The following is a 25298-nucleotide window of genomic DNA, read 5'->3' on the forward strand; positions in this document are numbered from 1 at the left end:
CATGGACGGTCGTCACATCGTCTGTTTCGGCAACGAATTGCACGGCGACGACGGCTTCGGCGTCCGCGTGTATCAGCAGCTCCGCCGGCTAGCTTGGCCGAAGGACGTCAAGCTGTTCAACGCGGGCATAGCCGGACTGAGTGCACTGGAATTCTTGACCGATTGCCGTCAGGCGATTCTGGTTGACGCATTGGCCGATACGGGGAATGCCGGCGCTGTTTGCGTATTCAAACCCGACGATACGGTCGGACGCTGGGAAACCCCCATCGGTCATGGCTTGGGTATTCCGTACTTGTTGAAGGCCCTCGAAATCGTCTGCGAGTCGCCACCGGACATCATCATCGTGGGGGCCGAGGTCGAGAAAAGGGCCATCAAGCCTTTCTCTCCCGGTCTGTCCGGCAAGTCGGAACGCGCCGTCGAAAAGGCGGTCCGTACCATCCAGCGTCTGGTGTCGGTGTGAAACCCCTAAACCCGCCGAGCCGCCGTATCGCCGTCGAATCGGTGACTCTCGTCGAAACGGCCTGTCCGCCCCGTTGGATGGGGCGCATTCTTTTTCCGGGCGAACGCCGATTCACGGACATCCTCATTTTCAGCAGGGATGGCCAATTCTGGGCGATTCCCGCCCATTGTCCGCATGAGGGTCACGATTTGACGGACTGTCCCTTGTTCGACGGCGGAAAGTTGATCTGTCCGGTGCACGGCCAGCGTATCGAACTGAATTCGGCAGCACTGAAGGTCGAAGTGGACAACGGCCGATTCAACATCCCCTTGCCGGAGAAGGGACCCTATTGGATTTGCAACACCGATCACGAACCAAGTCGCGGGGAAGAGGATTCCGAAGCCCTCCGCCAAATGAGGGAAGAAACCGAAAAACTGAGGCTGGCGAATCTGAAACAGGAAAAACGCATCCTGGCCATCACCCGAAGCATGGATGCCATGCTCAAGGAATCGGAGCAACAGAAGGCGAAACTCAAGGAAGCCATGGGACGCCAGCAGGCTCTCAGCCGCTTCATCCAGCGTGTGCTGGACACCATGGATGATGTTCTGGTCGTCGTCGATGCGGAGGGCCGCATCCGTCAGGTCAACGGAGCGGCGGAACGCCAGCTCGGGCTCTCCGAGGAAGCGTGGTCCGGTTCCCCTGTCGACGAACTGCTGTCTCCGGAAGACAGACGGTTTCTCGCCGCGCAATTGCCGTCTTTGCCCTGGCCGGCGAAATCGGCACTGCTGGAGACCATCCGTTTGCACAAATCTTATAGCGGCGAGCACCGTCTGTCCGTTCCGCCCCGCCAGCGCCCGGGCCCGATTTACTGGCTGAAGGGCAACCTGCTGCACTCGGAGCAGGGCAAGCTGGAAGGCGCCGTCATCACGGCGACGAACATCACCGAAATCAAAGCAAGGGAAACCCAACTGCGGCTGAACGCCAAAGTATTCGAGAACACCAGCGAGGCGATTTTCATCACCGATCTCGAGGGAACGATTCTGGACGTGAACGACGCATTTTGTGATATCAGCGGCTATCGGCGATCGGAGGTGGTGGGTCAAAGCACCCGTTTGCTCAAATCGGGTCTGCAAGACCAGGCATTTTACGTCCGTATGTGGAAAACCCTTTTAAGCAAAGGCTATTGGAAGGGCGAAATCTGGGATCGGCGGAAGAGCGGCGAGTGCTTCCCGATGCTGCTGACCATCAATGCCGTCGCCGACGAGCGGGACAGGCTCACCCATTACGTGGCCGTCGCCCTGGATATCAGCAGCTTGAAACATGCCGAGAGAAAATTGGAACAATTGGCCTACTACGATTCTCTGACGGGCCTGCCCAACCGCTTTCTCTTCAAGGAACGGTTCGAGCACGAAAGCGCTCTGGCGCTACGCAACGGAACCAGGTTGGCCGTATGTTTCATCGATCTGGACAATTTCAAGGATGTCAATGACACGCTGGGGCACTGGGCCGGCGATTACCTGCTGAAGGAAGTCGCGTCGCGTATCCGGAACTGCCTGCGCAAAACCGATACCGTGGCGCGGTTCGGCGGAGACGAGTTCACCATCATTCTGTCGAACGTCGCCGATGCCGCGGAACCCGCCGATGTTGCCCAGAAACTTATCGATACGGTGGGGAAGCCGATCCACATTCAGAACCATCAGATCTTCGTGGGCGCCAGCATCGGCATAGCTTTATTCCCCGACGACGGTCGGGATTTCACCACCTTGACCAAACACGCCGATGCCGCCATGTATGTGTCCAAGGCAAAGGGACGCCGGACATTCCGCTATTTCGAAGACCACATGAAAGAGGAGCCGCGCCAGCGCATGGTGATGGAAACCCAGTTGCGCCAGGCGATCGAGCGGGAGGAGTTCTTACTCTACTATCAGCCCAAGGTCGACTGCGTTTCGAACCGGATCACCGGCGCTGAAGCGCTGATCCGCTGGCGGCACCCCGAGCAGGGCATCGTATCGCCCGGCCGCTTCATCACCATTGCCGAAGAAACGGCCCTGATCATTCCGCTCGGTCAATGGATTCTCAGGACAGCCTGTTTAAGAACCAGCGCTTGGCAGCACAAACTGCCGGAATTCCGAATCGCTATCAACCTTTCGGCCAAACAACTTTTAGCGGACGATTTCATCGACTTGCTGGATCGGGTGCTGGCCGAAACAGGAACCGATCCCGGGGCCGTCGAATTGGAAATCACCGAGACCTTGGTAATGCACGACATCGAAAAAGCGTCCGAGCGGCTGAGCCGTATCCGGGATCGCGGCATCCATATCGCCATGGACGATTTCGGCACCGGCTATTCGTCCTTGTCTTATCTGCAAAAATTGCCCGTCCAGACCATCAAGATCGACCGCTCCTTCATCCATGCCTACACCGGCGACCCGACTTCGGAGCAAGCGGCGCTGATCAAGACCATCGTGACTTTGGGGCAAATCCTCAATTTAAAGGTCGTGGCCGAAGGCGTCGAAACTCGGGAGCAACTGGAACTTTTAAAATTCTATGGCTGCCACGAAATTCAGGGTTACTACGTTTCTCCCCCTCTGCCGGAGGACGAGTTCGAAAAACACTTTATCGAGCAGCGGGACTCTTGAATCCAATGCCGCTCCGAGCATTTCTTTGAGCGTTTTTTCAGCATGCACGCGCAGCCCCCGAGTTCCAAGCATTCAGCCATAGAGCGGAGATACGAATTCGCCTAGATCGATTGTTCGGGGAGACTGTCCCAGCCGTTCAGTCCGTCCGTTTTCAGGCTAATCTCCAGTAGCAATTCGACCTCTATCCAGAACGGCCGTGCGTGCCGATGCAGTCCCGGGCATGCAGTTCCTTGTACTAGCGCCGGACATCCAATGCATCAAGGGTTTGCGCATCGGCTCGGAAAGCCCTGGTTCGAGCTTAGAGCATTTTCATATCTACCGTACGGGCACTCGCGAGTAGGTCGGGAATCCCTCCCCAATCGCAAACGACCTGGCCGGGAGCGCCGAAGCCGCCCTTCCCGACGCCGCCGTTGGGCCAACGGGTTCGTCGGCAAAGGATTGCCGACCTACAAATACTTGAGTCGATTTACCCTAGCCGAAAGCGCCAACGACTTCCGCCAAGTCCGTTATGCCGTATGAGCGAGATGAACACTTCGCTGTCATTTCGGCGGGCGGTCAGAATCGCGGGCTTAAGATGCCTAGAAACCCATCGGGGCGTCGTTTTAGGTTATATCCCAAAAACATACCGGATTTTGGGATATAACCGATTCAGATGCTTTCGAATTGATACGGAAGCCCGCGTCCGGTCTCTGCGCCGTCGCGTCTTCCGACAAAGCTATACTTCGTTGCGAAAACGACTTCTCAGGTTCTCCATGCGCAACGCCCTAAACCGACTCTTCCATACCGCCAACACCGTCATCCTCGGCAAGCCGCGTCAGATCCGTCTCGCGATCTGTTGCCTGCTGGCGCGGGGGCATTTACTCATCGAGGATGTACCCGGCGTCGGCAAAACGACCTTGGCGCACACTTTCGCCAACCTTTTGGGCCTCAAATACCAACGCATTCAGTTCACCAGCGATCTTTTGCCGGCCGATATCGTCGGCTCGTCGATCTTCGACGGGAACAACCATGCGTTTCATTTTCAACCCGGTCCGATCTTCCACCAAATGATCTTGGCTGACGAGATCAACCGCTCGACCCCGAAAGCCCAGAGCGCGCTGCTCGAAGCGATGGAAGAACACCAAGTTACGGTCGAGGGAGAAACCCGTTCGCTGCCGGAACCGTTTTTCGTCATCGCTACTCAAAATCCTGTGTGCCAGATCGGAACGTTTCCTTTGCCCGAGTCTCAATTGGACCGGTTCCTGATGCGCATTAGCTTGGGTTATCCGGATAGCCGGTCGGAGCGTGCCTTGCTCAAAGGCGAGGACCGCTTCGTTTTGCTCGAAAAACTCCCGGTCTGCCTTCAGACGGACGAATTAGTGGCGATCCAGGACCAGGTCAGGACCATACACGTCTCCGATGCGCTGTTGGATTATCTCCAGGCGCTGATCAGATTCAGCCGCGAATCCGGTCATTACGAATGCGGATTATCGCCGCGCGCGGGCCTCGCCCTGTTGAACGCCGCCCGCGCCTGGACCTTCATCGAAGGCCGTGAAGCGGTCCTGCCCGAGGACGTGCAGGCGGTATTGGCTCCGGTTTGCGGGCATAGGCTGCGCCCCGTATCGAGCGGCGCTACGAACGCCGACGTCATTGTGGCGCCGATGCTGGAACAGGTTGCGGCGGTTTGAGATGACTGCGCTCCCGCTTCGGGAACGGCTGGACCTTCGGCGCTTCCTCCGAGGCGAAAAAGCGATCGATGGGCCGGTCATGTTGTCTCACCGGCGAATCTTCATTCTGCCCAGCCGATCCGGCTTGGCCCTTGCGCTGCTCCTGTTGATTCAGTGGCTCACCGCCATCAACTATGGCAACAATCTGGCGTTCATCCTCACTTTCCTATTGGCGGCGGCTGCCATGTCCTCGTTGTTCTACAGCTACCGCAACCTTTCCGGACTGAGCGTCGGCGCCGGAAAAATGAGCCCCGTCTTCGCCGGCGACCTGGCATCTTTCGAGTTGCGGCTGACCAACTCCGCGGCTTTGCCGCGCTATGGCATCGAGTTGAGGCTGAAAGACGCCGAGGCGTTACGGATGGACATACCTCCCGAGGGTACTGTTTCGGCAATCCTTCGGGTCCCAGCGGAAAAGCGGGGCTGGCTCGAGCTCGACACCGTAACCATCAGCACCGCGTTTCCTTTGGGAATCTTCTACGCCTGGTCGCCGATCAATCTGAAATATAAGGTTCTGGTCTACCCGAGACCCACCCAGGAACGATTGCCTTTCCCACGTTCCGAGGACGATCATGTCGGTGCCCGACCACGAAATGCTTCCGATGATTTCCACGGGTTTCGGGCTTATCAACCGGGCGATCCGTTCAAGCACATTCATTGGAAAAGTCTGGCCAAAGGACGCGATCCGGTAATCAAGCAATACGCGGGGGACGAAACGGAAGTCCTTCATTTGAACTGGACGGATACCAAGGGATTGGATACGGAGGCGCGCTTGAGCCGGCTTTGCCGCTGGGTGTTGGATGCCGAGCAGGCTGGGATGCGATATGCCCTCAGCTTGCCAGGAACGACCATAGCCGAAGGTCACGGCGCATCGCACTGCCGGAAGTGTCTCGAGTCGCTGGCTCTGTTCGATCTATGAAGAAGCCCGCAGCAACGTCGTTCGTGCCGGATCGGACGCAGGAAAATCTGCTTCTATTCAGTGTTTTCTTCGTTGCCGCACCGCATCTTCTCAATCTCGGCTGGGCAATCGTTCTTTATTTTTCCTTGATGGCGGCCTGGCGATTCGCGTCAGGGTATCGGCCCGCCTTGCTGCCCGGCCGTCTGCTGTTGTTTCTTCTGACCTTGTCCGGCGCAGCTTTGGTTTACGTCGATTACCATCGCTTTTACGGACGCGAAGCCGGATCCAGCCTCTTTCTCGTCGGCCTGGGACTGAAACTGATGGAAATGCGGAACCGGCGCGACGTATACCTGGTGGTCTATCTCGCGTTCTTCGTGGCTCTGACTCAGTACCTGTTCTCCCAGAGCATCGCCCTGGCCGTCTATACGCTGGCTGCCGTTGCCTTGCTGATTTCCGTATTGATCGGCCTGAACGCGGGTCCTGTCCTGTCGCTCAAAACCCAGTTCAGAATGGCGGCGTCATTGGTGGCGCAAGCCATGCCGATCATGGTAGTCCTGTTCATATTCTTCCCGCGTATCGCGGGGCCTTTGTGGAAGCTTCCGGACGATCCGAGCAGCGCAAAGACCGGGCTCAGCGATATCATAGAGCCCGGCAGCGTCAGCCGCCTCGCCTTGTCGCGGGAGCCGGCTTTTCGCGCCGATTTCGAAGGTCCCTTGCCGCTGCCCGCCGAGCGCTACTGGCGAGGCCCGGTGTTCTGGCATACCGATGGAAGACGCTGGACCCTGCCGCCGGAACAAGGCCGGAACACCGTTCAGGCACCGGCATTCTCCGGACCGGCTTACCGTTACACGATCACTCTTGAGCCGCATCAAAAACGCTGGGTTTTCGCTTTGGATCTACCCAAAGTTTTTCCCGAGAACCTCGCTCAGACGCCCGAATATTTGCTGCTGACGCCGCAAAACGTCGGCGAACGCCGGCAATACACGATCAGCTCCTATCCGAATTACCGAACCGGCGAACTCAGCCCCGCCGAGCGGGAACAGGGTCTCCAGCTGCCGGATAGACCTTCGGCACGCATGCTCCGGCTGGTCGAACGCTGGCGCCAGTCGTCGTCGGACCCAAAAGACATCGTGAACAAGGCGCTGCTCCATTTTCGCGAGGAGCCGTTCGTATACACGCTCAACCCGCCGGTCATACGCGACAAGCCGGTGGACACCTTTCTTTTCGAGACCCGCAAGGGCTTTTGCGAGCATTACGCCACGGCGTTCGTTTATCTGATGCGGGTGGCGGGAATTCCGGCGAGGGTGGTAACCGGTTATCAGGGAGGGCAATGGAACCCGGTTGGAAAATTCCTGGAAGTACGCCAAGCCGATGCTCACGCCTGGGCCGAGGTGTGGTTATCCGAACAAGGCTGGACGCGCGTCGACCCCACTGCCGCCGTGGCGCCGCACCGGATCGAGCAGGGGATAGACCTGGATCGGCAAATGGCCGATCACGAGGTCAGTTTCAGTCCTGTCGGACGGGCACTGGCCGATGCCGCTTTCGATCTCCACGACTGGTACGATCAGGCACGTCTCATCTGGGCCAGCGTCGATCACGCTTGGAACCAGCGGGTGTTGAGCTATAACCCGGAAAACCAGAAGCGTTTTTGGGAAGCTTTGGGTATCGTAGACTGGCGGGGATTGATCACCTGGCTGACTGCGCTGTTAATCCTCTGCGGCGTGCTGGTCGGACTTTGGCTGCGCCCTCGCCGAAAGCCCAAGGCGGCCGATCCCGCCATGGCGGCTTACAATCGATTCCTCAAAAAAATGGCAAAAAACGGGCTGGTCAAACAGACCGGCGAAGGACCCCGTGATTTCGCTTTACGCGCCGCCTCCGAACGGCCCGAGGCCAAAGAGGCCATCGGCGCCATCACCACGCTGTTTCTGCGGATCCGATACGGACGACAGGCAGATCCGCGCGATATCGACCAGCTGAGGCGACGCGTGAGAGCGTTCAGGGTTTAAACGCGCGCGATTCACGCAGCCTTTTCGACCTTCAGAACAACGCCTTCGGCGGCCACGACGCGAACCTTGCTTCCCGGCTCGCAGTCCTCCCCTTGCACCTTCCATGTGGAATCGTCCACGCGGATCCGCCCCTGACCGTTGACGATCGGATATTCGAGCGTGAACAGTCGTCCTATATATTGCGCGGCTCGCTGGTTCAGCAAAGGCTGATCGGTCTCGATGGGATGTCTTTTGAGGAACAGCCGGAACACTGCGATGCTGACGATCGACAGTACCGAGAACAATATCAGCTGATACTCCCAGCTCAGCGCCGGCACGATCAGCTTGATCACGCCGACGACGAACGCCGATTCGGCCATCCATAGAAAGTACATTCCCGGCGCGAGGAGTTCGACGATCAGAAGAAATACGCCGAACGCCCACCAGTGCCAAAAAACGATCTCGAATCCCATTTAGCTTGCCTTCTTGGAAAACGTTTCTTTGGTGATTTCGCCGATGCCGCTTAGAGCGCCGATAACGCTGGAGGCTTCCAAGGGCATGAGAATAACCTTGCTGTTTTCGGCCGCGGCGAGGGTTTGCAACGCTTCGACGTATTTTTGCGCAACGAAGTAGTTGATCGCCTGAACATCCCCTTTGCCGATGGCCTCGGAGACCATCAGGGTAGCCCGCGCCTCGGCCTGGGCCAGACGCTCGCGGGCTTCGGCCTCGCGGAATGCGGCTTCCTTGCGCCCCTCGGCTTCGAGAATCGCCGCTTGTTTTTCGCCATCGGCGCGGAGAATCGCTGCCTGTTTCAAGCCTTCCGCCTCGAGTACGGCAGCGCGCTTGTCCCGTTCCGCCTTCATCTGGCGAGCCATGGAATCGACCAGATCTTGCGGCGGCGTAATGTCCTTGATCTCGATCCGCGTCACCTTGACACCCCAGGGCGTAGTGGCATCGTCCACCACTGAAAGCAGACGGGCATTGATTTCGTCTCGCTTCGACAACAGCTCGTCCAAGTCCATGGAACCCATCACGGTACGGATATTGGTCATCGTCAGCTGCATGATGGCAAGCTGCAGGTTGCTGACCTCGTAGGCCGCTTTGGCGGCATCCACCACTTGAAAAAACACGACGCCATCCACTTTGACCATGGCATTGTCTTTCGTGATGACCTCCTGCGAAGGAACGTCCAAGACCTGTTCCATCATGTTGATCCGTGCGCCGATCTGATCGATCACCGGCATGATCACATTGAGGCCGGGCTTGAGTGTCGCGGTGTATTTTCCGAACCGCTGTACCGTGAATTCGGAACCTTGAGGCACGAACTTGACACTCAGTACGACCAAGATAACGGACAGTACCAAGAGAAATAATACGAAAACGCCAAACGCGGTCATCTCTCCCCCCTTATCGATTTTTTGAATATGTAACGTTCTAGAAACTTTTTTCTTTTGCAACTCAGCCGCTTTTTCGCAAACAGGAATCGATATTCTCGTTTTTCGCGACCTGTTAAAGCTTAGCCGCTTATCTAGACTCGGACCCGATTGGCCACATTACCAAATGTAAACAAGTCAAAAAATCTTTCCTTTAGTTACAAAGCCGGAAGAAGTCTGTTGACGCTCACTATTTTTCTTTTTTAAACAATGCATTAAGAAATATATAAAGGTGTGTTAAAAACAGTGTACGCCTGTGGCTGAGTTGTGGATAATTTTTTGCCGAGCTCTTTCGTGCTCGTTCAGCACACGCTGTCCACAAACTTTAGCAAGGGTTTTCCAGCGGGGGATGGAAAGTATGTGCTTGGCGTCTTCGGAAAGGGGGAGATCGCTTTACGGCCGTACCGGAATGTATGGCAGATATGCGAAACCTCGTCGAGCGTACTCATAGAGATGGTAAGGTGTTGCCTAAGGAGAAAAAATGTACAGGCTATCGAACAATGACTCCGCAAATGCGACGGATAACGTGCAAGCGTATTCGTCTCGAGGCAAACATCGCCGCTCGTCGTCCAAGACGAGGTTGATTTTTCTTTTATCCATTGTGTTGGTCGTAGAAACCACGGCGCTTTTGGTCTTGTTTATCCAGTTGACTCTAAGTGAACAGGAAAATCTGGATTTGACCGTATTGGAGAAGAAACAGGCGCTGGAGCTTCAAGCCCTGAAACCGGAAGTCGAAAAACTGCGGGCCGACATCGCTGCACTAACGACGTCTCGCTTGCCGAACTTGACCAAGCTCGAGTTCGATAAAGTGATTCCGCTCGATCTAGGCTATGTGAAAAACATCGTTTTCACCGTCGCCGGCAAGAACTCGGATAAACATTACGAGTATAAGATCGTTATGCACAATACCGACTTGACGCTCATCCATCCCGAGGTGGATGTCCTTTTTTTCGACCGGGTCGGCGTTCAAGTCGGCGTGTCCAAAATCGGTTTTCACCAAGACGGCACGCCGAATTTGGATATGCTGGAGCGGGGCGAGGTTCGTTCTTTCTCGTCAATGGTCGATTTGACCGGTGATGCCGATCCCGAATATTTCCGGGTCAAAATTCACAAATAAGAGCGAACCGCCGGATCAAACATACAGGGCACTGGAGAGACGGCCGCGATACTCCCGGGTCAGTTCATGATCATCGCCGAGAAACTTGAAAATGGCCAGGCAGGCTTTTCTGGCGCCATCGCCGTCATAATGACGCGCGGCTTTGACCACCTCGATAAAGGTCGATAAGGCCTGCTCGAAGTCGGCATTCTTCAAATACTCGATCGCTGATAAATAGGCAGGCTTCAGGGGAGCTTCCGGCAGCATTTCCGGGTTTTCGGCGTAACCGAACAACCGGGAAAAAGTGCGAATACTTTCCGCCATCGGATGAGAATCCGAATCGGGGCCGATTCGTTCCACGACTGCCATGGCTCGCCTGTGATCCGACGGAAGGAGCAAGCGAGCCAACATGATGGCGGCGACATCGTTATCCGGTTCTGCGGCAAGCACTTCTTCCAGGATTGCCGCGGCCTTGTCGGGACGACCGGCGAAGACCTCGGTTTCCGCTTGTTTGATTCTGTTCCTCAGTGGGCTGGGCAGAACACGGTTCAGCCACTGCTCGATCATGGCCTCCGGCAACGCGCCGCTGAACTCATCGACGACCTGTCCGTCAACGAAAAGCTTGACGTTGGGAATGCTGCGCACCTGATAACGGGCGCTGACGTCCGGCAATTCCTCGGTGTTGATCTTCACGAGCACGAAGCGGTCCGAATTTCTTTGTGCGAGCCGTTCCAAGAGCGGGCCCAAAGCGCGGCAGGGCGCGCACCAAGGCGCCCAGAAATCGACTAGAACCGGTATGGTGTGGCTGCGTTGAAGCACATCGGCATCAAAGTCTGGGATAGCGTCGGACATGATCGTTTCCATCTGAATGAGGTTTTGTTTATCTCGAATCTATTTTCGTAAAGCTGAACTATTCTTTCACTGAATCACGGCCAATCGGGCCAAGCGAGCGGAGAGTTCAAATCTTCGTTCCTGCCGGGTGAGCCACCCGACTTGTCGAGTGTGTGTCTCAGTCTTCGCTAAACTTTTCATGACTCATTACCTATCCGACGCTATCGTCGGTGAATCGGGCATAAATCGTAGCGCAGTAACCAGTCTGCAACATGCCAAACCGATTCAAACCTCAGACACAGGGCTCGATCATCGTGAGGAACGATTTTCTCATCGGACGGCAACAAATCTTTGACCGCGACTTGCGCATTTTTGCCTATGAATTGTTATTCCGCGACATAAACGGAGATACCGTTGAGACGTTCGGACCAACCGCCGCCAGCAATCAAATCGTCGTGGACAGCTTGCTTGAATACGGGTTGGATCAAATCGTCGGAGCACAACTGGCTTTCATTAATTTCACTCGGGAGAACTTGCTTTCCGAAACCCCTTTGCTGCTCCCCAAAGATAAGGTGGTTATCGAGGTACTGGAAGACGTCCACATCGACGAGGCTTTGATTCAAGCCGTGCGAGGCCTGGTTCAACAGGGTTATAAGATCGCGCTTGACGACTTTGTATTTGAAGAGCGTTGGCAGCCTTTGATCGAAATGGCCCATTTCATCAAGTTCGACATCCAAATGGTCACTCCGTCTGCGAGCGGATGTGTGATGGAACGACTGAAGAAGCTGCCGGTCCGCTTCCTGGCCGAAAAGGTGGAAACGCAGGAGCAATATCTGGAGTATCGGGAGCTGGGCTGCCAGTATTTTCAGGGATTCTTTTTCAGCCGGCCGAACATGGTGCGGGGAAAACGGTTGGAAACCAGTCAACACGCCGTTTTACAGCTGTTGGCAAAAATCAATCGGCCGAACATCTCGATACCCGAACTCGCGCGCACGATTTCGATGGACGTGGGACTCAGCTACAAACTGCTCCGCTACATCAACTCCGCATTTTACGCGCTGCCGAAACAGATCGATTCGCTGAAATTCGCGATTACCTATTTGGGTATCCGCGAAGTCCAGCGCTGGGCATCCTTGATCAGCCTGGCGAATTTTCCCGACCGGCCGAGAGAGATTGTCAAAATCGCTTTGATTCGAGCAAAAATGTGCGAATCTCTCGCCGCGTTCCTCAAGTTGCCGAACAGCGAGCAATTCTTCCTGGTAGGCCTGATGTCCACCATCGACCAGCTGCTGGAGACTTCCTTGGATGACGCGGTTGGCGGCCTGCCGCTATCGAGCGAGGTGAAAGATGCCTTAGTGCATCGCGCGGGATTGGCTGGAGAGGCCCTGAGTTGCGCCATCAACTACGAATGTTGGAAGCTGGACGAGGTGCGTTTCGAGAACCTGGACTTATCCCGAATAGGCAAGATTCATCTCGAAAGTGTCGGATGGGCGAACAAGATTTTTCAAGTACTGGAAAAATAGCGGCATCGCCACTCCCGATAGCCGTGGGGCTGAATTTCTTTATTTTTCCTCGCCCGTTTTCAGCTCGCAATGCTCCAGTTCGGGCAATGGCGCTTCCGAAACGCCGATACCCTGCTGTTTGAGGGCGCGCTTTAGCGCCTCGATCTGCTCGTCCAGCGCTTGTATGTGATCGAGCATGTGATTGATCGCGTGAGCCACCGGATCGGGCATGTCGGGCGTCAAACCATAAGCGTCGAAACGCAGTTTGCTGGCGATAGCCTGACGGCGCGCTTCCTGGGCCTGGCGGTCGGTACTCACCACATGACCGGGGATGCCCACCACCGTGGCGCCGGCAGGGACACTCTTCAGTACTACCGAATTGGAGCCGATACGGGCGCCGTCGGCAATGGTTATCGGACCGAGTATTTTGGCGCCGGCGCCGACCACCACTCCATTGCCCAAGGTCGGGTGCCGCTTTCCCTTTTTCCAGGACGTGCCGCCCAACGTCACGCCGTGATATAGCGTGCAGTCGTCGCCGATCACCGCCGTTTCACCTATGACCACTCCCATGCCGTGATCGATGAAGAACCGCTTTCCGATCCGCGCTCCGGGGTGGATTTCGATACCCGTCCACCAGCGGGCCAAGGTCGAGATGAATCGAGCCGGCCATTTGAGCCCCAAATTCCACAATCGATGGCTGAATCGATGAGCCAAAATGGCGTGCACCCCCGGATAGGTGGTGAAAATTTCGAAATAGGATTGGGCCGCCGGGTCACGGTCGAAAATACAGCTGAATTCTTCTTTCAATCGTTGCCACATAAGGGTTCACGCCGGGGGTCGTATTCGAAGCTGAACGGCCGTCAAGATACCGCGCAAAAGATGAATTTCCTTCTTCTCCAGCATGGCTCGGTTAAAGATTCGCCTGAGCCTGCGCATCACCGAAGGTCCAGGCTTTCTTTCGTGGAGAAATCGGAGATTGTACAAGGTGCGTTCCAAGTGTCCGTAAAAGGATTCCATTTCAGCCGCCGTAGCCAGGGCTGGACCGTTATTGTCGGTGTGAGCGTGTTTCTGAGTTGAGAGAAAAAGCTCGTAAGCCACGATCTGAACCGCCGCGGCGACATTCAGTGAACTGAAATCGGGATCGCAGGGAATATGCAGCAAGTAGTGACATCGCTCCAATTCCTCATTGGTCAGACCCGAATGTTCCCGCCCGAATAAAATCGCAGTCTTCGTATTACCCGCAGTGACCTGTTTCGCGCATTCCCGCGGATCGAGCTGCGGCCAGGAAATGGTGCGGAGCCGTGCGCTGGCCCCGACAATCAAAGCACAATCGTCGATGGCTTCCTGCAAGTCACGGCAAACCCGCGCCTCGGACAGAATATCGTCGGCACCGGATGCTCGCGCCGTCGCTTCTCCGCTGGGAAAGACCTTGGGCGCGACCAGAGCCAAATCGCGCAGCCCCATGTTCTTCATGGCGCGCGCCGCCGCACCGATGTTGCCGGGATGCGTGGTTCCAACCAGCACGATCCTGACATGGGACAAGCGATTCATGCTTCAGCGAGAGCTATAACCAAAAAAGGTAAAATACTATCAGAAATTTGATACCCTAAACCGCTTTTTAACCAGCGCCGATTCCAATATGGATCCCATGCTCACTATCGCGGTTCGCGCGGCTCGGACGGCGGGCGATATTATCGTTCGCTCGATGGACCGGGTGAACCTTCTTACGATCACGCCCAAGGGACGCAACGACTTCGTCAGCGAAGTGGACCGCCAGGCGGAACGTGAAATTATCCACACTTTGCAGAAAGCTTATCCCACTCACGCTTTTCTAGGGGAAGAAAGTGGTCGGCAAGGCCCGGCCAAGACCGATTTCGTCTGGGTCATCGATCCCCTGGATGGAACCACCAATTTCCTGCACGGGTTTCCTCAATTCTGCGTATCCATCGCTCTGCTCCACCGCGGGCGCATCGAAAAGGGCGTGATCTACGACCCATTGCGCCAGGAGCTGTTTACGGCGGCCCGAGGCGCCGGCGCGTCGCTCAACAATCGGCGTATCCGGGTAAGCAAGCAAAACGGCCTGAAGGGGGCGTTGCTGGGTACGGGTTTCCCGTTCAAGGATCAGCGTCACGTCGAGGCCTATTTGGGCATGATGCGCGATCTCATGAAAGATACGGCCGGAATCCGGCGCGCGGGCTCGGCGGCTCTGGATCTCGCTTACGTGGCAGCAGGGCGGTTGGACGGTTTCTGGGAAATCGGCCTGAAAAAATGGGACATGGCTGCCGGCCTTCTGCTGATTCAGGAAGCAGGCGGCATCGTTACCGATTTGGAAGGGAAAGACAAATACTTCGAATCCGGTAACGTGCTGACGGCAAATCCCAAGCTGCATCAAATCATGGCAAGCATCATCGACCCCCACTTGACCGAAGCGCTCCGCTATTCGGACAATCCGGCGGGCGATCAGTCGGAGTGATCCGGGTTCAATTCCCTGGCGGTGTTTTTTCCTCGCGCACCGTCAGGATCTGCTGCAACTGCTCGCCGTTAAGATTCAGGTTCAAATTCCGAGGCGGGAACGGAATCGGGATTCCTTCCTTGCGGAATATTTCGTCGATTTCGAAACAAAGATCGCTGGTCACTGAATCGACCTTTCCGGCATCGTGGAGAAGCGCGATCAGTTCGAAGTTTCGGGTACTTTCCGCGAACCCTTTGAACAAAACGACCGGCGGCGGGATGCGGCGGATTTCCGGGTGATCTAGCGCGATCTTCAGCAGAAGGTCCCGTACTCGCTTGGCATCCGTGTCATGAGACAGGCCGAGCGGCAGCACGACGCGCCCCACCGCTTTGTCGGCGTAGGTTCGGTTCGTTAGCGCGCCCGAAATCAGCGTGGAGTTCGGGATATACACCGAAGCGCGGTCTAAGGTCGTGATTTCGGTCGCGCGCACGCTGATCTTCTTCACATAACCCTGGTGATCGCCCACCACGACCCAATCGCCGGCCTTGATCGGGCGTTCGATGAGCAGAATCAGCCCGGACACGAAATTGTTGACGATATTCTGCAGGCCGAAACCGATACCTACGGATAGTGCGCCGGCGATGATGGCCAGATTGGACAGGTCAATACCTAAGGTCGAGATCGCCAGCATCGCCGCGACGGTAAATCCGACGTAGCCGGTTCCGGAACGGATCGAATGCCGGATGCCGACATCCAGTCGCGTCCGCGGAAAGATACGCTGGTCCAGCGCTTTCTGAATCATCCGGGTGGCTGCGAGTAGCCCTGCAAAAAGCGCCAAGGCCAGCAGCATGTCGGCAAGGGATAGGGTGATGTTGCCGACCTTGAAGCCGAAAAACACGCTGTGAAGCCAGGCGGTGAGATCTTTGCCTGCGGCTCCCCACAATACCAACAGCAGGACCACGCCCATGGCCAGGATTAAGAGGCCAACGGTTCCGCTCAGCCAGAACTTGAGCATCTCGGCGCCGTCGTCGCTCAGGGCGAGGCTGCTGCGGAGCTTGGCCCCCAAGGGCGATGTTTTGCTCAAGACGTCGTCGATGAGTTCGTAGCTGATCTTGCGCAACAGGAGCACGGACAGATAAAGCCCGGCAGTCAACACCAGCTGTGTGGCCAGCAAACGGGACAAGGCCACGTAACCGAGCAAGCCCGATACCGGAATCGCATAAACGAGGACCTTCAACACGAAGCGAAGACGCTGCCAGGTCGGGCTGAGCGGGGGTCTGTCGGGCGAGAACCATATACTGCGACGCAGCAGACTCAGCAGCAAAGCTGCAATGAGCAAGCCGAACAGGAATTTTTGCAAAAGCGTCGATTCGACCGAGGCATTGAACTGGGTCCCGATTTCGCTCAATACCCGGTCGAGAGCGAATACGAAAGCCAAGCCGTTCACAGTGCGGCTGATAGCCCGGGCTCCCTCGTCATGGATTTGAACCAAGCGCCACTCCGGCTCGAACGGGGCCAGCGCCGCACGGGAAAAGCCTGCCACGAAAAACAGCGAAATCAGAGAGAGCAAAGCGGTCCGAGCCACGGCCAGCAGCGGCTCGGTCAACAATCCGGTATAAGACAGGCTCAGGAAAAGCGCCAAAACGGCCGCGGACGGTAACAGAGCCCGAATAAAGCCAGTGAACAAAGCCGTTCTCAAACGCTGGCCATAAGTCGGTTCGGCCTCGACTTCGATATAGCCGAATCTTCGAATCAAAGCCCTGCGCAAGGGAAACGCCAACAGGATCGCGACGCCTACGCCTAAGGCCAGACGCCAACCGATGGCCCGGGCATCTCGCGCAAAGGTATCGCTGGACCGCCACTGCTGAAGGTTTTGCGCGATGACGCTAAATCCGGTACTCAACTCGGACCAAGCTTTTCGCCAAACTGCCGGCGTCAGCGGCGAGATACCCCGCTTCAAGACGTGTTCGGTAAAACGGATGCGCCGCAAGGTCTTGACCTCGCCTGCGAGTCGCCCGGCTCGAGCGATGATGAGCTCCGCCTCTTTGATTGCGCCTTCCGCCGCAGCGAGGCGTTCGTTCATGGCTTTGCGCTTGGCCGCCACGGTCGGCGCTTCGGGCGGCGCTCCCTCGGCCGGCGGCGGCCCCAAGGCAGCAAGTTCGTCCCGAATCACTTGTACTTCCGGCAGGGCTTCGTCCGATGCCCTGCGGGCATCGAGCTGCATGGTCGTCAGCTCTTCGCGCAGAGCCGCAAGCCGGCGGTCCGGGACGTCGGGTTTAGCCAAATCCTTTTCGGCCTGGTCCAGGACTTTCTGCCAATCCTTCACCAACTCGTTCAACGGGCGCGCCTGTTCAACCTCGGCCGACTGGCTGAGCCCGAGGGGGGATACCAGCATTAAAAGAAGAATTACCGGCCAAAGAAAACGCGGCATCGAAAAATACTTAGTCATTTTGAAATATAGAGAGATAGCGGCGGCACCGATTGCGTGACCGTTTACATTCCGCTTAGAGGCCTCGCTTAAATGCCCAGGCTATCCCAAAGCTGATCAATTTTTGACCGAACGGCCTCCGTCATCGCGATGGGTTGGCCCCATTCGCGAACCGTTTCGCCGGGCCACTTATTGGTCGCGTCGAACCCGACTTTTGAACCCAGACCCGAAACCGGCGAGGCAAAATCCAGATAGTCGATCGGCGTGTTTTCGATCAACGCGATATCGCGCGCAGGATCCATGCGAGTCGTCATCGCCCAGATCACATCCTGCCAATTCCGCGCATCGATATCCTCATCCACAACGATCACGAACTTGGTGTACATGAACTGCCGCAGGAACGACCATACGCCGAACATCACCCGTTTTGCATGGCCAGGGTACTGTTTCTTCATGCTGACCACGGCAAGCCGGTAAGAACAGCCTTCCGGCGGCAGATAGAAATCGACGATTTCCGGAAACTGCTTTTGCAGGATAGGCACGAAGACTTCGTTCAGGGCAACGCCCAGAATGGCCGGCTCATCCGGAGGACGTCCCGTATACGTGCTGTGGTAGATCGGGCTTTCCCGTTGCGTGATGCGCTCGATGGTGAAAACGGGGAATTCCTCGACCTCGTTGTAATAGCCGGTGTGATCTCCGAACGGGCCCTCCGGCGCCGTTTCGCCGGGATAGATGAAACCTTCCAAGACGATTTCGGCCGTCGCGGGCACTTGCAAATCGCTCAGAAGACAATTGGCCACTTCCGTTTTGGCGCCACGCAAGAGCCCCGCGAAGGCGTATTCCGAAAGCGAATCCGGCACCGGCGTCACGGCACCGAGAATGGTGGCGGGATCCGCGCCCAATGCGACGGCAACCGGAAACGGCTGGCCGGGGCGGGCCTCCTGCCAGTCCTTGAAATCCAGCGCGCCGCCCCGATGCGCGAGCCAGCGCATGATGACCTTGTTTTTGCCGATGACCTGTTGCCGGTAAATTCCCAAATTCTGCCTTTCCTTATGCAGACCTCGGGTAATGACCAAGGCCCAGGTGATCAATGGTCCCGCATCTCCCGGCCAGCACGTTTGAATGGGATAACGGCCGAGGTCGACATCCGATCCGGCATAAACGATCTCCTGGCATGGCGCGTTCTTCACTTCCTTGGCCGGCATGTTCAGCACCTGCCTGAACATTGGCAGCTTATCGAACATGTCGCGCATGCCTTTCGGCGGTTCCGGTTCCTTGAGAAAAGCCAGAAGCTTTCCAACTTCACGAAGCGCTTCGACCGATTCCTGCCCCATCCCCAAAGCGACCCTGCGGGGCGTCCCGAACAGATTGGCCAGCACCCTGACATGCGATCCGGTCGGCCGTTCGAACAGTAGTGCCGGACCGCCAGCCTTGAGAGTCCGGTCGCATATTTCGGTCATCTCGAGGTTCGGGTCGATTTCCACGGTTATGCGTTTAAGCTCGTCGATCGACTCCAAATGGAGAATAAATTCACGAAGATCGCGATATTTCATGGAATGATGATTCGGACAATAGTAAGGCTGGCTATTGTACCGGTCGCAGAAGATTCGTTTTAGGCCGGATTTGCCAAAAACAGTTCATGTAAACCTCTCTTCGACAGTCCGCCCGCGAGCCGAAAAAACGCCATTCGTGCCTGCCAGGATGTCGATTCCAGCTCTGTGCAAATTCTTCTGCCGACTCCTCCGGAACCTCGAGCCGGCATGTGCAGAATATATCCAAAACCCTGTTAGCAAACTGTTCCGAGCCGAGAGAGCAACGGTTCATCTACATTTGTCCACAGTTCTTACCCGTGTGTACGATGATTTTTATCCACAATAAGGGGTTTCGTAGCTTATTGTTTTTTAATTAGAAATAACATCATTTCAACAAATGCACCGTGCTTACATTTAATTCAGAAAGAAATTTCTACTTATTTGCAATAAGTGTCGTTAATACCGCTGCGACATTCTCGATCCCGATTAAACTTTGTAAGAACCCGTTTCAGTCCACCTTTCTTTGGAAGGCAAGCCCGTCACGCCGCGACAGACACGACTATGAACAACCTCAAATCAGATGATCCGCAATACTGGAAAGCGAAACACACAACGCTGGCCGATGAATCGACGGGATCCCGGCAGAAAACGGACGAGCGCGAGAAATTACTGTGCCGCACCATTATTCGCCTGACCCTGGCGACCAGCGGGCTGGATCCCGCGATCGATCCTCACCTCCTTTATATCCGCGACCTGTTGAGGAAAGGTATTTCGAATGAAAAGCGCCTGGCCGAGTTGAACGACATATCGGAAACGCTGTTGCGGGACGTAAAGGATAGGGGCGGAAACAACAAGCCTGTTAAGCAGGAAAGCGGAATTCTGTTTCGCTTTGCAAAGCAACTTGCAATAAGCGACGAAGAAACAAAAGCGATTACATTGCTCGAACAAAAAGTCGGCCGGGGCGAAATAGCGGACTGGAAATGGTTGCTTTCCGAATTACGGGAGATTTTGCGTCACGACACACCGATTTCGGTTTCTGACAAAGCGGCAAAACCGGGATTTTTTGGCAGATTGCTTCAAACGAACAAAAAGTCGGAGGGAGAAACGGTCGAAATCGGTCCGGTCCGCGATCGTTTGCTACTGCTGCTGGATGTCATAGATCTTCCTTTGAACTTTAGGCAGCAGGCAGAACAGATCAAAACGCGTTTGAAATCGGAATCGGATACGGAAGTACTCGAAAGCCTGCTCGGCGAGGCTATCGGTTTTTTAAGCGACGTAAAAACGTTCATTCAAAAAGAGCAACTGGAAATCGAGTATTTTCTGGCCGGCTTATCCGGCCGCTTGACTGAATTGGGACATGATGCGATCGGAGTGGATGCCAGCACTAAGGCCTTCGTTCGCGATCGTGAGGCAGAACACTCCTCTTTCTCGCTGCAGTTTGAGAACTTGCGCTCGAAGATGGAAGTGATCACCGAAGTGGATCAGCTTAAGGTGCTAGTGAACAACGGATTGAGCGGGCTGCTGCAACAATTGCATACCAATCGTGATCGCGAATTGGGCCTTTTGCGGGACTCCACCGGAAGACTCGGCGAGTTGACTCGCAGGCTTCAGGAATTGGAGCTCGAGGCGGCTGAATTGCGTTCCAAGTTGAGGTTGGCGCATGACATGGCACTTAGGGATTCCTTGACGAACTTGCCTAATCGTATGGCTTATCAGGATCGTATTGCCCAAGAGATTGCCCGATCGCAGCGTTTTCAACAGCCTTTGTCGCTACTGCTGTGGGATGTCGATCATTTCAAGGGTATCAATGATCGTTTTGGACATTCGGCCGGGGACAAAGTGTTGGTGACGGTCGCCCAAGAGTTGGATAAATCCATCCGGCAGACGGATTTCGTAGCGCGCCTAGGCGGTGAAGAGTTCGCGATGATTTTATGCGGCGCCGATGGAGACGCCGCACTCCGGATTGCCGATCAGATTCGGCAAAAAATTGCCCACTGCGGTTTCAATTCGCAAGGACGGCCGGTTCAGGTTACCGTGTCTTGCGGAATGAGCCAGGTTCGGAACGGCGACACGTCGGAATCTCTCTTCGAACGGGCGGACAAGGCGCTTTATGAAGCGAAGAAAACCGGACGCGATCGATGTGTACTGAGTTAATTAGCAGATTCGAGCCCGCATTTCGCACAACCCCCTGCTGCTGACGCTATCCAATCGCAGACGGTCGGCCTGGGAGCGCCAGGGCGACCCTTCCAATCGCAAATGTCCCGTTAATGCGCGCTGGCGGATCAGAAACATTCTTGTGAATTTGACAGTCGAAGGGTATGGCGGTCAATAACAATGATGAGGTGTGCCATGATCCCCAGAAGACTGATTGCCGTGATATCGGTAGCATTTTCGCTGTTCGCGGGCGGTCTCGTTGCGGCTGAGCTTGACCGGCTTAACACGGAACTGGATCAAAAGTTTCGACCCGGACTCATCTACCTCAATAAGGCGTTCAATAATGCGATCTATAGCTATTTAGTTCCCGAAAGCATAGTCTTCGAAGTGAAGAATCCGCAAATCGTTTACGTGAATAAGGCTTATGGACAATCGATATATAGCTATCCGAGAGTCGGACCGGATACGGTAACGGCTTTCAACGTGCAATACGTGAGCCCGGCCTATGGTCAGGCCGTCTATAGCTATCCGGGTAACTATAATCTGTCGGGGCGATTGACGTTGTCTTCATGGGTCGACTGAGCCCGATCTTTCGAATAAAGAAACCGCCTCTCGTTCGCTTGCCCGGTCTCTTTTATGGCGCTTAGGGCGATCCATGCTCGTATTTTCACGCATAGACTGAAGATTTTTCGAAGGTCAATACTGGCGCTGCTTTGCGTGTAAATTTAAGGCTCATGTCGGCCGGTCCGAAAGTCGATATCAGGGGAACCGCCGACAGCTGGATTGACGGCGTCGTCGATCGGTATACACGGACATGCAGCCCCCGATCAAGGAGTTGCTTCGAATCACGACTCTAGGGAAAAGGGTTCACGATGAGAAGATCTACGGAAGAGTTCAACTATTCGGACTATTTACGGCTCGATATCCTTCTAAACGCCCAGTGTCCTGAAAGCGGGCGGGATGATCGAGAGGTCCATGACGAGACCTTATTCATTATCGCTCATCAGGTTCACGAACTTTGGCTCAAGGAAGTCCTCTACGAGCTGAAATCAGTGCTTGAATTGTTCTCGGCGATTCCCTTGGACGGACAGAAAGTCGGCTTGATCGCTGCCCGCCTCGGTCGCCTAGTGGCGATCCAGAAGATTATCAATCGTCAGATCGAGGTGCTCGAAACGATTTCTCCGCTCGATTTTCTCGATTTCCGCGATCATCTGTTTTCGGGCTCGGTATTCGAGAGCGGCCAGCTCCGAGAAATCGAGCTTCGTCTTGGTTTGGCCACGGAGCTTACTCCGGACTCGTTCGATCGATTTCGGTCTGAAGAGCGCGAGGCTCTCCTGAAAGCGCGTGAAGAAAAGACCTTGTTCGAGGCAGTCGATAATTGGCTTGCCAATATGCCTTTTCGGAATCCGGAAGGGGGCGAGTTTTGGCCGCATTACCGCCGCCTGGTGCATGACATGCTGCAACAGGATTATCAATGGGTACAGAACAACCGCTCACTGTCCGGTTGGGATCGTCGGGGGCAGCTCAGCAAGCTGGAAAACGGCCGTTACCGGTTCGACGCATTGTTTAAGCCGGAGGAATACGAATTGCTGCGGGATGAGGGGGTATTCCAATTCCGCCAAGCAGCCGTCCTATCCGCCTTGTTTCTCCTTCTTTACCGGGATGAACCGCTTTTGCAGGTCCCTTTTCGAGTGCTTAAACGGTTGATGGATATTGATGACCAATTGATCGGTTGGCGCATCAATCGTTCATTATTCGAGCAACACATGTTGGGAAATAAAGTCGGACCGGGAGGTAGCGTTCGCCACGATTATGTTCGCGAAATGATGGAAGAGAAAAGAATTTTTAGAGATTTGTTTGTTCTCACGACTTTTCTGGTACCGCGTTCGTCTCTGCCGGAGTTGCCGCAAAAACTCAAACGAAGCCTTGATGTCCACTTCAGCCACAGTTCGGGCGGATAATGACCGTCGGCCATCACGTGCGGGACCGGGTCCCATGATGAGATCCGGCGTTTCGGCTCTTGCTATGAGCTTTGGCTGCGGCTTTAACGACGCACCGCCGTTAAGCGAAATAATTCCGCACGGCAGCTTCGATCAGATTCCACGGAACGATAAACGGCTTCTTAGAAATCCGAATAGAAAGCGTGTCGCCGCTGATATGGTAATGGCCCTCGATTCCATTACCGGCAAACTGTCCTCTTTCTTCGTCGCCGATCAAATGAATGCCCTTGTCGCGCGCCGCTTCCCTCGCTTTGGCGACGATTTCCTCCGCTGATTGGTTAAGCTTGACTTGTACCACTTTGCTCATGATCGAATTGCCCAACGCTGCGTTCTTAAACGGCTATATTAAATGAACTCAATAGCTCCGGGGTGGCGGTTCATGCAATAAACGTCCAATTACTGCCCGCACCAGAACTCAATCGGATTCCCATGTCCTTAGTTAACCTTTATTATCAATACTGATGTGGAAGATGATGCTGAAGTTTCAGCCGTGTGTTTATTGGGTGGGATGCCAAGCAAAAATTTTCTCGAAAAACAACAAGAAGTCTCGTCAATAACGCTACCGGACGGGAGGAGAGGACAACACAATGCAATTGGAATACATCCTAAAATCATACGCACGCTATGCGCCAGTATATGATCAGACTTTTGGCTGGATGCTGAGTTTTCGCGGCCGTTCGATGGCGGCGGGCGTTACCAACAAGCGGCCTGGCAAGGTACTCGAAGTTGGGGTGGGCACGGGTATTAGCCTTTCTTACTATCGTAAGGAGCACGAAGTGCACGGCATCGATATTTCTCCCGACATGCTGGAAAGAGCCCAGCAACGGGTAGCGAGAGGAAAGTTGAGCCATGTTTCCAGCCTTCGCATCATGGATGCCCGTGAACTGGAATTTTCCGACGATTCTTTCGATGCCGTGGTCGCAGCATACGTGATGTCGGTGGTTCCGGACCCGGAGAAAGTGATCCGGGAAATCGAGCGGGTGTGCAAGCCCGGAGGCGATGTGATCATCGTGAATCACTTTGCCGCAGAAAAGGGTTTTAGGCGGGATATCGAAAAATTCTTGGCTCCGCTTTCGAACAAGCTGGGTTGGCGTCCGGACATGCCTGTTCAGGAGATTCTGGGAAATACGTCCCTGCGCGAAGTTAAACGGCATACCTTGCCGCCGCTCGGCATGTTTACGATGTTGCATCTTCGGAAGGACCACGAGACCGCCCTGCAATAGGATCTAGAAGCCATCGGCCTCGGTGAGCGGAAGTCGGATACAAAAAAGGTGACTTTGCGTCACCTTTTTTAGTGCGTGGGGTCGAGTCTGCTCGAAGCTCAGGTGTCGACCAGGGAGTTTCGCAGCTTTTTCATAGCGGTATTCTCCAACTGGCGAATACGCTCGGCAGAAACCTGATAGCGTGTGGCCAGATCGTGCAAGGTCAGTTTTTCTTCGCTCAGCCACCGGCTCGTAACGATGTCCCGGCTGCGCTCGTCCAGTTGCTCGATGGCGGCAACCAGCCGTTGCTGCTTATGCTGTCCCCAGTCGTTATCTTCGAGCAAATCCGCGGGATCGGCATTTTCTTGCTGAAGGTAATGCACCGGAGCCGGTGCTTCTCTATCGTCGCCGTCGTTATCGCTGGGTTCGAAGGCGACATCCTGATTGTTCAGGCGATTTTCCATTTCATAGACAGTCGCGACATCCACACCTAATTCGTTGGCTAGAACGTGAGCCTCGTCGTGGCTCAGCCATCCCAAGCGGTTCTTGAACTTGCGCAAATTGAAGAACAATTTCCGCTGAGCTTTGGTGGTGGCGACTTTAACTATGCGCCAATTCTGAATGATGAATTCGTGGATTTCCGCCCTGATCCAATGAACGGCAAACGAAACCAGCCGGACGCCGACGGCAGGGTCGTAACGCTTCACGGCTTTCATGAGGCCGATGTTTCCTTCCTGGATCAAATCGGGCAGCGGCAAACCGTAGCCCAGGTATCCCCTGGCAATATGGACGACGAAGCGCAAATTGCCGAGCACTAACTGCCGTGCAGCCTCCAAATCGTTATGCTCGCGAAAGCGTACAGCCAGTGCGCGCTCTTCATCGGCGCTATAACGCGGCATCGAGTTTACGGCAGAGACATATTCTTCGATGGAGCCGAGCGAGAGATTAACCGGAAGAGTTAATGCGTTGCTCATAAGTGTCCTCAGTCTTAATTCCTGTTTTAG

The 25298-nt window shown here is 55.3% G+C and carries 21 protein-coding genes; 12 read left to right on the top strand and 9 right to left on the bottom strand.

Features of this window, described 5'->3' with window-relative positions:
- The first annotated feature begins 1 nt into the window (after position 1).
- The 5 genes from ACWJJK_RS22795 to ACWJJK_RS22815 all read left to right on the top strand — a co-directional run bounded on the left by ACWJJK_RS22795 (position 2) and on the right by ACWJJK_RS22815 (position 7685).
- Complete coding sequence (locus ACWJJK_RS22795; RefSeq protein ID WP_156879900.1) at positions 2-460, top strand: hydrogenase maturation protease; 459 nt, start codon at positions 2-4, stop codon at positions 458-460.
- Complete coding sequence (locus ACWJJK_RS22800) at positions 457-3078, top strand: EAL domain-containing protein (protein WP_240506885.1); 2622 nt, start codon at positions 457-459, stop codon at positions 3076-3078. The genes ACWJJK_RS22795 and ACWJJK_RS22800 overlap by 4 nt, the downstream gene beginning before the upstream one ends.
- Before the next feature lie 752 nt (positions 3079-3830).
- Complete coding sequence (locus ACWJJK_RS22805) at positions 3831-4745, top strand: AAA family ATPase (RefSeq protein ID WP_156879901.1); 915 nt, start codon at positions 3831-3833, stop codon at positions 4743-4745.
- A 1-nt stretch (position 4746) separates the two neighbouring features.
- Positions 4747-5700, top strand: coding sequence for a DUF58 domain-containing protein (locus ACWJJK_RS22810; RefSeq protein WP_086133824.1), 954 nt, complete (start codon positions 4747-4749; stop codon positions 5698-5700).
- Positions 5697-7685 (top strand): DUF3488 and transglutaminase-like domain-containing protein, encoded by a 1989-nt coding sequence (locus ACWJJK_RS22815; RefSeq protein WP_156879902.1) that lies wholly within the window; start codon positions 5697-5699, stop codon positions 7683-7685. Before ACWJJK_RS22810 ends, ACWJJK_RS22815 begins: the two co-directional genes overlap by 4 nt.
- Positions 7686-7696: 11 nt before the next feature.
- On the opposite strand, the gene ACWJJK_RS22820 is transcribed toward ACWJJK_RS22815, so the two are convergent.
- Entirely contained in the window at positions 7697-8137 is a 441-nt protein-coding gene (locus tag ACWJJK_RS22820) for an NfeD family protein (protein ID WP_156879903.1), read from the bottom strand.
- Positions 8138-9061 (bottom strand): SPFH domain-containing protein, encoded by a 924-nt coding sequence (locus ACWJJK_RS22825; RefSeq protein WP_156879904.1) that lies wholly within the window; start codon positions 9059-9061, stop codon positions 8138-8140. It abuts the gene before it with no gap.
- Positions 9062-9578: 517 nt separating this feature from the next.
- On the opposite strand from ACWJJK_RS22825, the gene ACWJJK_RS22830 reads away from it, so the two are divergent.
- Positions 9579-10214, top strand: a complete 636-nt coding sequence (locus ACWJJK_RS22830) for a hypothetical protein (protein ID WP_077728296.1) — start codon at positions 9579-9581, stop codon at positions 10212-10214.
- 15 nt (positions 10215-10229) lie between these two features.
- Here the strand turns inward: ACWJJK_RS22830 and ACWJJK_RS22835 are convergent, their stop codons facing one another.
- Positions 10230-11045, bottom strand: a complete 816-nt coding sequence (locus ACWJJK_RS22835) for a tetratricopeptide repeat protein (RefSeq protein ID WP_156879905.1) — start codon at positions 11043-11045, stop codon at positions 10230-10232.
- Positions 11046-11296: 251 nt separating this feature from the next.
- Here ACWJJK_RS22835 and ACWJJK_RS22840 point away from each other — a divergent pair, with 251 nt between their 5' ends.
- Entirely contained in the window at positions 11297-12547 is a 1251-nt protein-coding gene (locus tag ACWJJK_RS22840; protein WP_086133822.1) for an EAL and HDOD domain-containing protein, read from the top strand.
- Positions 12548-12586: 39 nt separating this feature from the next.
- On the opposite strand, the gene cysE is transcribed toward ACWJJK_RS22840, so the two are convergent.
- A complete protein-coding gene (gene cysE, locus ACWJJK_RS22845; protein ID WP_156879906.1) occupies positions 12587-13345 on the bottom strand; it encodes a serine O-acetyltransferase in 759 nt (252 codons plus the stop codon).
- 6 nt (positions 13346-13351) lie between these two features.
- The gene (locus ACWJJK_RS22850) at positions 13352-14077 is read right to left on the bottom strand and encodes an RNA methyltransferase (protein WP_077728293.1); all 726 of its coding nucleotides are present in this window, start codon (positions 14075-14077) and stop codon (positions 13352-13354) included.
- A gap of 88 nt (positions 14078-14165) precedes the next feature.
- On the opposite strand from ACWJJK_RS22850, the gene ACWJJK_RS22855 reads away from it, so the two are divergent.
- On the top strand, positions 14166-14999 hold the full coding sequence (locus ACWJJK_RS22855) for an inositol monophosphatase family protein (RefSeq protein WP_077728292.1): 834 nt from the start codon (positions 14166-14168) through the stop codon (positions 14997-14999).
- A gap of 7 nt (positions 15000-15006) precedes the next feature.
- Here the strand turns inward: ACWJJK_RS22855 and ACWJJK_RS22860 are convergent, their stop codons facing one another.
- The gene (locus ACWJJK_RS22860; RefSeq protein ID WP_454128515.1) at positions 15007-17373 is read right to left on the bottom strand and encodes a DUF3772 domain-containing protein; all 2367 of its coding nucleotides are present in this window, start codon (positions 17371-17373) and stop codon (positions 15007-15009) included.
- A gap of 122 nt (positions 17374-17495) precedes the next feature.
- Positions 17496-18959: a 4-hydroxy-3-polyprenylbenzoate decarboxylase gene (gene ubiD / locus ACWJJK_RS22865; protein ID WP_156879908.1), complete on the bottom strand. Its 1464-nt coding sequence runs from the start codon at positions 18957-18959 to the stop codon at positions 17496-17498.
- Positions 18960-19388: 429 nt separating this feature from the next.
- On the opposite strand from ubiD, the gene ACWJJK_RS22870 reads away from it, so the two are divergent.
- The 3 genes from ACWJJK_RS22870 to ACWJJK_RS22880 all read left to right on the top strand — a co-directional run bounded on the left by ACWJJK_RS22870 (position 19389) and on the right by ACWJJK_RS22880 (position 23053).
- Complete coding sequence (locus ACWJJK_RS22870; protein ID WP_454128516.1) at positions 19389-21092, top strand: GGDEF domain-containing protein; 1704 nt, start codon at positions 19389-19391, stop codon at positions 21090-21092.
- A 195-nt stretch (positions 21093-21287) separates the two neighbouring features.
- The gene (locus ACWJJK_RS22875) at positions 21288-21674 is read left to right on the top strand and encodes a hypothetical protein (RefSeq protein ID WP_156879909.1); all 387 of its coding nucleotides are present in this window, start codon (positions 21288-21290) and stop codon (positions 21672-21674) included.
- Positions 21675-21964: 290 nt separating this feature from the next.
- The gene (locus ACWJJK_RS22880; RefSeq protein ID WP_077728287.1) at positions 21965-23053 is read left to right on the top strand and encodes a tryptophan 2,3-dioxygenase family protein; all 1089 of its coding nucleotides are present in this window, start codon (positions 21965-21967) and stop codon (positions 23051-23053) included.
- A 100-nt stretch (positions 23054-23153) separates the two neighbouring features.
- Here the strand turns inward: ACWJJK_RS22880 and ACWJJK_RS22885 are convergent, their stop codons facing one another.
- Entirely contained in the window at positions 23154-23399 is a 246-nt protein-coding gene (locus ACWJJK_RS22885; RefSeq protein WP_077728286.1) for a hypothetical protein, read from the bottom strand.
- Positions 23400-23748: 349 nt separating this feature from the next.
- Between ACWJJK_RS22885 and ACWJJK_RS22890 the strand changes: the two genes are divergently transcribed.
- Positions 23749-24315, top strand: a complete 567-nt coding sequence (locus tag ACWJJK_RS22890; protein ID WP_240502376.1) for a class I SAM-dependent methyltransferase — start codon at positions 23749-23751, stop codon at positions 24313-24315.
- A gap of 98 nt (positions 24316-24413) precedes the next feature.
- Here the strand turns inward: ACWJJK_RS22890 and rpoH are convergent, their stop codons facing one another.
- On the bottom strand, positions 24414-25268 hold the full coding sequence (gene rpoH, locus ACWJJK_RS22895) for an RNA polymerase sigma factor RpoH (RefSeq protein ID WP_077728284.1): 855 nt from the start codon (positions 25266-25268) through the stop codon (positions 24414-24416).
- Positions 25269-25298 lie beyond the last annotated feature (30 nt).

The organism is Methylocaldum gracile (genome assembly GCF_053646815.1).